The organism is Actinomadura sp. 3N407, from assembly GCF_052245875.1.
Lineage (GTDB): Bacteria > Actinomycetota > Actinomycetes > Streptosporangiales > Streptosporangiaceae > Spirillospora.
The window spans coordinates 21151-32285 of the sequence record NZ_JBQQBP010000039.1; the positions used below are offsets into that span (position 1 = coordinate 21151).

The 11135-nt window shown below is 67.6% G+C and carries 9 protein-coding genes and 1 pseudogene; 9 read left to right on the forward strand and 1 reads right to left on the reverse strand.

Annotated features, from left to right (window positions below; genetic code table 11):
- The first annotated feature begins 261 nt into the window (after positions 1-261).
- The 7 genes and pseudogenes from ACTWPP_RS43655 to ACTWPP_RS43685 all read left to right on the forward strand — a co-directional run bounded on the left by ACTWPP_RS43655 (position 262) and on the right by ACTWPP_RS43685 (position 8779).
- Positions 262-1656 (forward strand): cytochrome P450, encoded by a 1395-nt coding sequence (locus ACTWPP_RS43655; RefSeq protein WP_443110373.1) that lies wholly within the window; start codon positions 262-264, stop codon positions 1654-1656.
- Positions 1657-2189: 533 nt separating this feature from the next.
- Positions 2190-2276 (forward strand): annotated as a pseudogene (locus ACTWPP_RS43660) (transposase); the annotation flags it as partial.
- 588 nt (positions 2277-2864) lie between these two features.
- Entirely contained in the window at positions 2865-3956 is a 1092-nt protein-coding gene (locus tag ACTWPP_RS43665) for a hypothetical protein (RefSeq protein ID WP_443110374.1), read from the forward strand.
- A gap of 1072 nt (positions 3957-5028) precedes the next feature.
- A complete protein-coding gene (locus ACTWPP_RS43670) occupies positions 5029-6078 on the forward strand; it encodes a hypothetical protein (protein WP_443110375.1) in 1050 nt (349 codons plus the stop codon).
- 145 nt (positions 6079-6223) lie between these two features.
- Entirely contained in the window at positions 6224-7318 is a 1095-nt protein-coding gene (locus ACTWPP_RS43675; protein ID WP_443110382.1) for a sensor histidine kinase, read from the forward strand.
- Positions 7315-7980 carry a response regulator gene (locus ACTWPP_RS43680; protein ID WP_443110376.1) on the forward strand — a complete coding sequence of 222 codons (666 nt, stop codon included), beginning with the start codon at positions 7315-7317 and terminating at the stop codon, positions 7978-7980. The genes ACTWPP_RS43675 and ACTWPP_RS43680 overlap by 4 nt, the downstream gene beginning before the upstream one ends.
- Positions 7981-8455: 475 nt before the next feature.
- Positions 8456-8779: a histone-like nucleoid-structuring protein Lsr2 gene (locus ACTWPP_RS43685; RefSeq protein WP_443110377.1), complete on the forward strand. Its 324-nt coding sequence runs from the start codon at positions 8456-8458 to the stop codon at positions 8777-8779.
- 1062 nt (positions 8780-9841) lie between these two features.
- Here the strand turns inward: ACTWPP_RS43685 and ACTWPP_RS43690 are convergent.
- Complete coding sequence (locus ACTWPP_RS43690; RefSeq protein WP_443110378.1) at positions 9842-10084, reverse strand: hypothetical protein; 243 nt, start codon at positions 10082-10084, stop codon at positions 9842-9844.
- A gap of 79 nt (positions 10085-10163) precedes the next feature.
- On the opposite strand from ACTWPP_RS43690, the gene ACTWPP_RS43695 reads away from it, so the two are divergent.
- Both ACTWPP_RS43695 and ACTWPP_RS43700 read left to right on the forward strand, forming a co-directional pair.
- Positions 10164-10661 (forward strand): hypothetical protein, encoded by a 498-nt coding sequence (locus ACTWPP_RS43695; RefSeq protein ID WP_443110379.1) that lies wholly within the window; start codon positions 10164-10166, stop codon positions 10659-10661.
- Positions 10662-10671: 10 nt separating this feature from the next.
- Complete coding sequence (locus ACTWPP_RS43700) at positions 10672-11043, forward strand: NUDIX domain-containing protein (RefSeq protein WP_443110380.1); 372 nt, start codon at positions 10672-10674, stop codon at positions 11041-11043.
- Positions 11044-11135: the final 92 nt, after the last annotated feature.

Sequence of the window (11135 nt, forward strand, 5' to 3'; positions counted from 1 at the left end):
CGACGAGGCGAGTTGCTTGGACTCCCCGACTGCGTCCCCGATGAGCACCCCAGATAGGCCATTCGCTCATTAATGGGGATTAGTCCGCTTTTGTGGCTAATGCCATCCAAGATCATCAATTTGGTGTGTCCGTAATCCCTTTGATGAACGTTCCAGTCTCGCTACAGTGCTGGTCATCCCGACAAGATCGGTTGTTGTGAGGTCGGCGTGCGAGGTCGGCTCGTGCCCACGATGGCCGGCCTGACGAGCGGAGGGGGAGGCATGAACACCGACCGGCGCACGGCCAACGCGTATCCGAGCGAGTCACTGGAGACGGTGACCGCGGAACCGTTGATGAGCAGGGACTATGACTCCCGCCCTGCCCTGGTGTTCGAGCAGTTGCGGACAAAGTACGGGGCCGTCGCCCCCATCGACGTGCTCGGCGTCCGCTTCTGGCTGGCGCTGGGGTACCCGGAGGTGCTGGAGGTCCTGCGGAATCAGCACGGCATCTGGAGCAAACGGCTGGACGACTGGCAGGCCTGGCGCGAGGGACGGATCCCCGCGGACTGGCCGCTGCGCCCCGCCCTGGAGGTCAACCACATCATCTTCGCGGAGGGCGAGCGCCTGCGTGCGCTGCGCACCGCCTATGCCGAGGCGCTCAGACCCTTCCAGGACGCCTCTCACGTGCAGGGGCGGCGGCTGCGCGCGACCGTCCACCGTTACGCCGACGAGCTGATCGATGTGATGACCGAGGGCGGCGGCACCGGCTGGGCCGACCTGTCCGCCCAGTACGCCCGGCCGCTGCCGCTGATGGTGGTGGACGAGCTGCTGGGGTTCGAGGACGAGACCGGCGACGACGTCCTCATGGACATGTGGCGGGTGCTGGACGCCGGCCCCGACTCCATCGCCGCGCTGGACCGGCTGCTGGCCGCGCTGGCCAGGCTGGGCGCGGCGAAGATGGCCCGGCCCGGCGACGACCTGCCCTCCTACATGCTGGCCGCGCACCCCGGCCTCACCATCGACGATCTGTCCCGCGAACTGATGATGTGCGTGGGCGTGATCGGCGACTACATCGGGGTTCTGATCGGCAACACGGTGGCGGAGGTGCTCACCGCCGGTTCCGGGGTCCGGGACAGCCTGTCGGTCGGCATGATCAGGGAGACCATCAACCGGGTGGCGATGCTCAACCCGCCGATGGCCAACCTGACCGCCCGCTGCCCGTCGGTGGACACCCGGCTGGGCGAGGTCACGATCAGGGCCGGCGAGCCGGTGATGCTCTCGGTAGCCGCCGCGCACGCCGACCCCGTGTTCGCCGACGGCCTGCACCCCGACGCCCTCTACAGCTCACGGGCGCACCTGACCTGGGGCGCGGGTCCGCACGACTGCCTGGGACGGGAATTGGCCACCACCGTCGTCACGATCGCGATCAGCCGGCTGTTCGAGCGGTTCCGCGGGCTGTCGCTGACGCTGCCGGCCGACCAGCTCCCCTGGCGCCCCTCACCCCTGATCCGCGGCCTGCGTTCGCTGCCCGTCCGCTACGAGCTCGCCCCGCAGCCGGTCGCCGACCGGACCGGCGAGCGCGTCCAGCAGTCCCCGTCGGCCGAGTCCGACCCGCGCCCGGAACCCGCCCGCTCCGCCCTGTGGCGCTTCCTGAGAAGCTTCCGGGGCCAGCGCTGAGCGTCCGGGGTGCCATGGATTGCAGGCGGCCCAGGAGGGGCAGCCAGGACTCGATCGCGTTGTCGTGCAGGTCCGCGATGCGCAACTCCCGCGCTGACACGTTGGGCGAGGGGGCCCAGGCGGCGGTGACGGAGGCGTTGACACTGGGGCGTCCAGCGTCGGGGGCGACTCCGGGCGTAGGTGCTTTCCGCGCTTGGTGCCGATGCGCCAGAGATATCGGTCCGCCGGTGGCCCTGCCCGGCCCTCGCGTCTGCCGCCTCGGGTGCCGGTATGACGGACTGGTCGGCTGCGTTGGTATGTGCAGGGCCGTCTGGCAGGGGTGATCGGTACTCCCGATGGCCGACCGGTGCCAAGCCCACGCACCCGCTGGAACGGCCGCAACCGTCCTCGCCTGTGGGGCTTCAGTATCCGGATTCTGGCCTTGACCTGGGGTTCTGTGTTGCTGTAGATGGTGACGCTATGCGGCGTTGCGGTATTTGTTGATCACGCCGCCGAGGTGTCGTGTTCGGCGAACGGCGGAGTAGCCGCTGATGATCCGCCGGGTGGTGTGCTCCACCAACGCCATCGAGAGCGTGAACGCCCGTATCCGCTGCGCGGTCAAGGCCCGCGGGCACGTCCCGCCGCCTGGAGTTGCGCCTGCCGCCCGGCCACCGGCTCCTGGCCAGAGTCCTAGACCAGCTGGCCGCCCTGCCCGACTCGGCCTGAGCGCCAGACCACAGTTTCGACCTGCAGAAACAAACCCGAGGACCGTGGAACCTCCGCCCACCCGCCGCGACAAACGGGTACCACCCTGCCCACAACGCCCACACAAGCCAAGAAACCCGATCAACCACCGACCCAACCAAGATCAATCCTTATTCGTGGATCCGGGTCAGAGGACCTGATCCACCCTGTGCGGGTCTCAGCGGCCGGTGACGCGAGGCCCTTCCCAGCGTGGCCCGACGGTGTCGGAGTACCCCAGCCGGTCCAAGCCGCGCCGCAGGCCGGATCCGCAAAGGTTGATGTCCGTTCAGGTGTCAGCAGCCCTCAGGTGGCAGGCCAGTCGGCTCGATCGGGTCAGCGAATACCCGCCATGTAGATCGTGTATGCCCGACGTTCGCATGGCGAGCCTCCCCCTCACGGGTGATCTCAGAGGTCTTCGCGGGTGATGTGCCGCACCCATGCCCGGTTGGACGATAAAGGGCGTTCATAGCGGGCCTGGGAGAGTAATGAACACACATCGGTGGACCACCCTGCTGGCGACGTGCTGGTCGATGGCTACGGCCGGGCTGGGGCTGTGGTGGACGCTCCAGCCGTCGGCGCTATTCCTCGGCGGAGGCGACGACGACGGTCTCCCGCTCGCCTTCGAGTTCGGAGCCGCTTGGTTGCTGGTGGTCGGTGGCGTCGGCGCCGCCGTCGCGCTCGGCCTGCGTCGCCGGCCGCGATCGACGGCCCTGCGGCCGCCGCTGTTCCTCGCGGCCGGGCTCACCGGGCTCTGCCTGGTCGTTCCGGGGCACTTCCCGCTGCTCGCACTCGCCTACGCCGTCGCGTTCGGTGGACCACCGGCCTTGATCGCGGCACTGCTGTCACGGGCGTTCGGCCTCGGGGTCAAGGGCACGTCGATGATGGTGGGGACGCCGGTGGCGGCCGGGCTGATCTTCGCTGCCGTCGTCGTGGTGTTCACTGGGGCGCATTGGGCGCTGTTCGCCGTGGCGGGCGCCCTCATCTGGGCTGCCTTGACGGTGACGTCGTACCGGGTGGGCAAGGGCCGCTGCGCCGCATGCGGCCAACCCGGCGCCGCTTGGACCAGCCCGGAGTCCGCCGCACGCTGGGGACGCAAGCTCACGATCATCGCGGCGCTCATGCCGCTGCCCTACGGGATCGCCCGCCTGACCTGGTTCACTCCCTGGCCGATCGCTTTCCCGGAGGACGCCGGCTGGGGAATCTGGATCACCGGCGTCCTGCTCGGCTTCGCTTCGGAGGGCGGTGCGATCCTGACGCGCGGCCTGATTCGTCCCTGGGGTGAGGTGTGGCCGCGATGGGTTCCAGCGCTCCACGGCCGCCCCATCCCGGTAGCCGGACCGACCTTCGCGGCACTCACGGTCTCGGCAATGCTCGTCCTTCTCACCGTCTTCATCGCCATGAGCGCCGCCAAAGGCGAGCTCGATCTGCTGGGCGCTGTGGCGTTCGTGCCACTAGCCCTCTGGGGCCCGCTGCTCGCCGGTGCCGCGATGGCCTACTACTACCGGCGGCGGGATGCCTGCACCCGCTGCCAGGGAGACGCAGACCGGCCTCATCCGGTGGCAGTACGACACGGTTAGCAGGCCTTCCTGGACCACTTCCACCACCGGGAGCATGTCTGCCGGATGTTTCGAGCAGGCACTCGGCTGGACCAAACCTCGCATCCGGGACCCGCAGGCGGCCGACCGCTGAACCTGGACCGTCTGCGCCGCCCACCCCCGGCTTCGGCTCGCCCGACCTACGGTGGCCGAGGCCGCCTGCGCTAATGGCCTGCTGTTCCAGGCTCAGGCGCAGGGCGTGATGCCGTGACGGAGTGTGCCGAAGGTTCTCGCCCGGGCCGATCGCAGTCCGGTTGTTGGGACACGGTGGCATCCGTGCGGCTGCCCGGACGGTCAGGGGGCAGCGAGACGACTTTCCGCGGGGTATTGCAAGTGGTTGCGCTACGGGGGCGGGGCACGCGGGTCTTCTCGGAGAACATCTCCACGCGGGTCAGGGTGCGGCCCGAGCTGGAGTCGGTGCTGGGGTTGTGCCGCGACCTAAGGTCGGCGGCGCCGGTGCAGAAAGGCAGCGGGCCACGGCGGCCAAGGGTGTTCCGTCCCCGACAAACGCAGGCAAACTGACCATCACTTCCGGCAAGAACGCGGGCAAGCGGCCCCTGGTCGCCTTGCTCTATCGGGCCCTAGCCGACGCCGACCAGCAGATGGACGAACCCAGCGGAGCGGGTGTCGGCCGTCGTGGCGCTCGCTGGGAGGGCGCGGTGCGAAGGGCACGGCGATCCGCTGTGGTCGGCAGGCCGCCGGCCAGGCCAGCACGTCCTCGTCCAGGCTGAGAAGCCGGCCGCTATGGCCAGGCGGCTGCCGAGCGGGCCAGCGAGGCCGGAAGGTCCTACCTGCGGGCCATCGCGTGGGTCAGCGAGGTCGCGCGGGACGCAGAGGACGCTGCCATAGCCAAGAGGCCGCCTTCGAGGCCGGGGGCCGCTGAACGGGCCGCCGGGAACAAGGGGGGATCAGACCCGCGATGAGCGCCACCGACCCCTTGATGTGCAGCGTGGCGCCTCGTGTCCGTCCAAAGGTTGAGGTAGATGGAGGACGGTCCGGTAGATCAGTCTTTGTGGTGATGTGCTCAACACGGGCAGTGCAGACGATTGTCAGTATGAAGAGTTCGTCGCAGACCGCTGTGCATCCGTTGACTCCGTCGCCTGCCGGGGCGGGCCGCCGCAGGGTTGTTTGGGTGTGCTACGCGGCTTTGTCCTGGTCATTGTTTTATGGGCTGCTTGGGCTTTACTGGGCGCTCGGTGGAGCCGGTTTTCCGTTCGGGGTTGGTGATCGTAATGCGCAGGCCGACGGCGGGTCGTTGTTGGTCGGGGTGACCGCCCAGGCCGGTGGCGCGATGATTGCCGTGGCCGGGTTCGCTGGTGTCGTTGTGAGCTTTGCTATGACGCGGCCGATCCGGGGAAGGTTGCCCAGCAGAACTTTCCTGCTGTTCGCATGGTCGGTGAGTGCGGGTCTGCTCTTAGCGATTCCGGACCTTCGGCTGCTTCAGAACTTCGCGTACCTGTTCGTCTTCTACACCGGGAAGATCGACTGGCCGGTGCTCAATCAGGTGTGGTGCGTGGTCGGCGGGGCGCTGTGGGTGATGGCGGCGCTGTCTTTTCAGCGACGAGTCCGGGGCGCATGCCAGCGGTGCGGACGCAATGAGAAGAGCAGCCGCGATTGGTTCATCGTATGGGGCCGCCGCGCAGCCTATATCTCAGCAATCGCGGCCTTGCCGTATCCGGCATACCGACTGGTGGGAGCGGCCGGAATCCCGCTGGGTTTCACCGATCCGGCAGGCGAGGATCCGACCACGCTGGCGTTGATGATGGCCATGCTCGCCCTGCTGGGCATCGGAGGAGCGGTACTCACCCTGGGCTTGGTCCACCGTTGGGGAGAGGTATTCTCGCGCTGGATACCATTCCTGTCTGGGCGGCGGGTACCAATCCTGCTCGCGGTGGTGCCTGGCTTCTGGGCGGCGGTCATCCTGACAGTGGCCGGGCGGACGTTCGCCTACGACTTGCTGGCAACCGGGGGAGGCGCCCACCCCACCTGGGAGATCGTGGTGGTGACAATTTCGTGGACGATCTGGGGAGTCGCGCTCGGTGTGGCCGTACTGGCCTACAGCATTCGTCGCCGCGCCTGGTGCAGGCAGTGTGGACGTGGCTGATCGAGCGTTGGCGTTACGCGAGGATAGGCACGTGAATCGGTGGCCGATAGCAGACCCGCGGGATCCGCGAGCTGCTGTAGCGCTGGGCGCGGCCGGGCTGGGTGGCGCGATCGCACTGATCGGCTGGGCTGGACCGGCCGTGGCCATGCCGTTGCGGGCGGCATCGGTGATAGCGCTGACCTGCCTGATCATAGTGACCTGCAGCGGATCAGCCGATCAACGAACGCTCGCCCGGATCACAGGGACCATTGCGGCCTTATCATCGGCCGTGACCGTGTGGATGCGCGTCGTCCACCCAGTCAACATCACCGATCCCAGTGGGGACCACCTTCGCGTGCTGGCGTGGTCGCTGGTCGAGACCGTCGCGCTCGCCATGCTGATCGTGTTGCTCGTCCGCAGCGCACCGCGACGGGCCGCGCTCGTCGGCACTCTAGTGGCCACGCTCGCCGAAGCAGGCGTAGCGCTGCGCCTGGTTCCTCAGTGGGGGCCGGGCGTGCAGGCATTCTGGGTACTCACCTGGTCGCTGGCCGCGGTCAGCGCTGCCGCCCTAGGCCAGTATCTGCGCACACTGGATGCTCGACGCGCGCAATCGGTCCTGGCCGCCCGCCAGGCTCAACGTATGGAGCTTGCCAGTGACTTGCATGACTTCGTCGCCCATGACCTCAGCGGCATCCTCGTTCAGGCTCAAGCCGGGTTGGTGGTGACGACGCGGGACCCGGAGCAGGCGGTGGCGGCCCTGCGCCGGATCGAAGAGGCCACATTGCACGCGCTGTCAGCGACCGATCGGGCTATTGGGCTGCTCCGTGACGACGACACCCCCAGCCGTGACCGGATCCCCGGCCTGGAGGAGATCGGCCCGCTCGTCGAACGCTTCAGCGCAGCGGTCCCAGCAGTGACGGTCACGCTCAACCTGAACGCCGACGCAGGCGACGGTCTTCCTCGCGAGATCAGCGCCACCGCCTACCGGATCGTCGTGGAGGCACTGACCAACGTCCGCCGCCACGCCGCGGACGCCACCGCCGTGACCGTCGACATCGACCGAGGGGCCACCCTGCGGATCCAGGTCGTGAACGACCTGGGATCACACCACCGACGACTATCCCGCGCCGGCCGGGAGGGCGGGCTGGGTCTCATCGGGCTGCGCGAGCGCATCGAGGCCCTGGGCGGCACCCTGCACACCGGCACCGGGACGCCGAACTGCTGGACTCTCACCGCGACGCTGCCGGTGGAGCGGCGATGACAAGCGCGACCACCAGAGTCCTACTCGCCGATGATCACAGAATGATCCGTGACGGGTTCCGGCTCATCCTCGACGCGCAACCGGACATGCGGGTCATCGGTGAGGCCGCTGACGGGAGCCGGGCACTGGAGCTCGCCGCACAATTGCGCCCCGACATAGTCCTCGCCGATATCCGCATGCCCGGCATCGACGGGCTGGAACTCACCCGCCGACTCGCCGGGCCAGGTGTCGACGATCCCATCCGCGTGGTCGTTGTCACGACCTATGACCTCGACGAATACGTCACCGAAGCGCTCCGCAGCGGCGCCTGCGGATTCCTACTCAAACGCTCAGGCCCAACCATGCTCGTCGAAGCGATCCGGGCAGCGATGGCCGGCGACACCCTGCTCAGCCCTCAAGTGACCATGCGCCTGCTCCGCAGACTCACCCCCAGCGAGCCGGCCCACCCGGCCACCCCGCCGCTCACCGACCGTGAACGAGACATCGTCGGCCTTGTAGCCCAAGGCAAGACCAACGACGAAATCGCTGCCCACCTGTTCATCTCCACCGCGACGGTAAAGACCCACGTCGCCAACATCGGCAGAAAAATCGACGCCCGCAACCGCGTCGGCATCGCTGCCTGGGCCTGGGAAGCAGGCTACGGCACTCGATCGGAACAATAGTCGCCGGCCCGCCAGAGCACCGTTCCGACCTGCAGAAACAAACCCGAGGAACGTGGAACCTCCGCCCACCCGCCGCGACAGACGGGGTACCACCCCTGCCCACAACACCACACAAGCCAAGAAACCCGATCACCCACCGAACCCAACCAAGATCAATCCTTATTCGTGGATCCGGGTCTGAGCGTGACCTTGGCTGTGCGGATCGGCCCGTCGCCGCTGCAAGAGAAGAGATGCTCGGCCCTAGTGCACCCTGGTATCGAACCATCGCGGCATTACCGGTGATGTCGCTGTATTGCCCGACCTGTCCGATGGCCGCTCACGCCGTTTGCTGTGGCCGGGGTAACAGCACCGACCCAAGCGCCCAGCCAGGCGCAATGCGCCATGAGCTTCGGTGGCCCGATGCTGATATCACTCAGCACGATTATCCAGTACTGTTCGAACGAGGGAAGCGAACGGTCGGAGGGGGGAGCTACCCATGGCGCAGAAGGTTCAAGTGCTGCTGGTTGACGACCTGGACGGTGGCGCGGCTGAGGAAACCGTCTCGTTCGCCGTCGACGGGCGCGCGTACGAGATTGACCTAAACAAGAAGAACGCCGCAAAGCTGCGGAAGGTGATGGCGCCTTACCAGGAAAACGCTCGTAAGGCTCGCGTCGGGGGCCGAAAGAGCGCTGGCCGCGCAGCCAGCAACCGTCACCGGAGTGCTGAGATCCGTGAGTGGGCCAAGTCGGCAGGCATCAAGGTGAATGAGCGTGGACGCATCCCCGCCAGCGTGATCGAAAAATACGAGGCCGCACACTGATTTCTCATGAACTGTGTTACGTGAGACGCTGCGCACCGTTGACGTCTGGGGCAGCGGACGGACGCGTGGGGGAGTGGGCGCCCCAGGAGAAGACTGGCGCGCTGGCGTAGTGGCTCGGTCAAGCTGAGTGGCCCACTACGGGTGTTGGCGTGGATGAGTTCGGTGATGACGGCTAGTTCGCATTCAGAATGCCGTCCCCTGCTCAACGGACAGCAAATGGCCCCGGAGCGATCACCGCTCAGATAGGCGTTCTTCGTCGGTGGGATTCCAGAGGCGGATCGACGCAGCCTCCATGACGAGCACATCCCTTCTGCTGCGTGAGCTTCGCAGCGCTCGTCGACCAGCATGTCGTAGGGCCAGCGCACAAGCGTTGCTGCTTCTTGGGGTTGCTGCTTCGTGGGACCGCAGCCAGCCCTCTGAACTTGACCTCGCCGGAACCCGGTTGGCGGACATGTTCGCCTGAGCAACTCAACCTGTTGATGCACAATGGGCGGGTGCCTCAGATGCGTCCTGCGACGAGCGCCGATCGCGGTCAAGTCGCCCGGATGGTGCGGGCGCGGTGTGCCTGGATGGAGGAGCGAGGGCTGCCGAGTTGGCGGGATGCGCTGGATGATCTGGTTGCTCAGCGCGACAACCCCGCTGGGGATGTGTGGGTTCTGGAGGATGACGCCCGCGGTGTGGTCGGGCAGATCTTTGTGCAGGAGCAGGGCCCGCGTGGGGGTGGACCGATGCGGAGCGGACCGAGCCCGCTCTCTACTTGTCGGGTTCGATCAGCGACCCTGCTCTGCACGGCGGGCCAGGAGTGAGGCCGGGGACGGTGATGGCGTGGTGGGCGGTCGATCGAGCCGCCTGGCTCGGAGTGGATTGGGTGCGGCGGCATGGCCATTTCGAGCGGGTGGCTCGCTACAACCAGACGCAGGGCTTCACGATGGTGCGCGAGGAGCAGCGGACGCATGTCCGGTTGTTCTTGATGCAGCCACGACGTTGACACAGTGCGGGCTTGCGGTGAGGAGTTCGCTGCGATGGACCGCCGCCGCGGCGGCGGCCACGCACCGCGCCTTCCTAGCCGGATTCCTCATTCGCGACGTCGCACCGCTTCTGCGCGGCACCTACACCGATGCCGTCGGCCGCGAACTGTTTCAGGTTGCCGCCGAACTGACCGGAATGGTCGCGTTCACCGCCTACGACACCGGCGACCACGGCGCCGCGCAACGCGCCTGGATCCAAGCACTGCGACTGGCCAAAGCCGCCGGAGACCGCGGATACGGCGCCCACACCCTGGCCAATCTCGCCACCCCAGGCCATCTACCTGGAACTGCCCGGCGAGGCGGTTCGGCTGGCCCGCGCCGCCGTCGAAGCGGCCGGACCCCGCCCCCACCCCGCTGTGACCGCCCGCCTGCTCACCACTCAAGCCAACGCCCACGCCATCGCCGGCGACCACCGCTCCTTCCGCACCACGATCAACCGCGACCGCACCGCGATGGACCATGCCGATCAACCCGGCAGGCCGACATGGACGGCCTGCTTCACTCCCGCTCACCTGGCCGGAACCGCCATGCGATCACTCCTCGCCCTGGACCGGCCCGCCCATGCGCTCGACTTCGCACCCCAACCCCTGGCCGCTCCCGAGAACAACCTGCGCACCAACGCGCTGCACACCGCGCTGCTCGCCACCGTGCACGCACGCGCTGGTGGCCTGGACGCTGCCGCGGACCACAGCCAGCAAGCCCTCGCCCTGGCCCGACATGTGCGTTCCCGCCGAGTCGCCGCCCGCCTCCGCCAACTGACCAAGATGCTCGTCCCGCACGGACGAGCAGCAGCGGTCGCGACGTTCCTGGAGCGCTCCGCTCGATCCCCCATGGGCGGCTACTGGCCGGAGTAGCGTAAGAAGCGTGACTTCCGAGCAGTTCGTGCCGCCCGCAGAGTGGTACGCCACCCTGCCAGCCGTGCACGTCTCGACCGGCGTCCTGATCGCTGATCAGGACGACCGTGTGCTGCTGGTCAAGCCGAATTTCCGGCCCTATTGGGCCTTGCCCGGCGGCATCGCCGAAGAAGGCGAACCACCGCACCACTGCGCGCAACGGGAAACCGCAGAAGAACTCGGCCTCCAGATCACTCCTGGGCTGCTGCTGGTGGTGGACTGGGCGCCACCGCAGGGCGACCGGTTCCGCCCGATGAACTTCCTATTCGACGGCGGCACCGCCGACCCCGCCGACCTGACCATGCAGACTGAGGGGCCGCGCGTTTTCCGGACAGCGTCCTGATGGGTGATCTGCGGGTAGATCTACGCCGCTTGCTGTCGCTCCAGGTACTCGATGTGGACCTCAAGTGGGGTCCGGTACCCGTTCGCGGAATG

Bases quoted from the DNA above. Each gene is read 5' to 3' on its own strand.
- ACTWPP_RS43670 (WP_443110375.1), top strand. From the start codon at position 5,029: ATGAAGAGTTCGTCGCAGACCGCTGTGCATCCGTTGACTCCGTCGCCT.
- ACTWPP_RS43655 (WP_443110373.1), top strand. From the start codon at position 262: ATGAACACCGACCGGCGCACGGCCAACGCGTATCCGAGCGAGTCACTG.
- ACTWPP_RS43690 (WP_443110378.1), bottom strand. From the start codon at position 10,084: ATGGCCTGGGGTGGCGAGATTGGCCAGGGTGTGGGCGCCGTATCCGCG.
- ACTWPP_RS43680 (WP_443110376.1), top strand. From the start codon at position 7,315: ATGACAAGCGCGACCACCAGAGTCCTACTCGCCGATGATCACAGAATG.
- ACTWPP_RS43665 (WP_443110374.1), top strand. From the start codon at position 2,865: ATGAACACACATCGGTGGACCACCCTGCTGGCGACGTGCTGGTCGATG.
- ACTWPP_RS43675 (WP_443110382.1), top strand. From the start codon at position 6,224: ATGCCGTTGCGGGCGGCATCGGTGATAGCGCTGACCTGCCTGATCATA.
- ACTWPP_RS43685 (WP_443110377.1), top strand. From the start codon at position 8,456: ATGGCGCAGAAGGTTCAAGTGCTGCTGGTTGACGACCTGGACGGTGGC.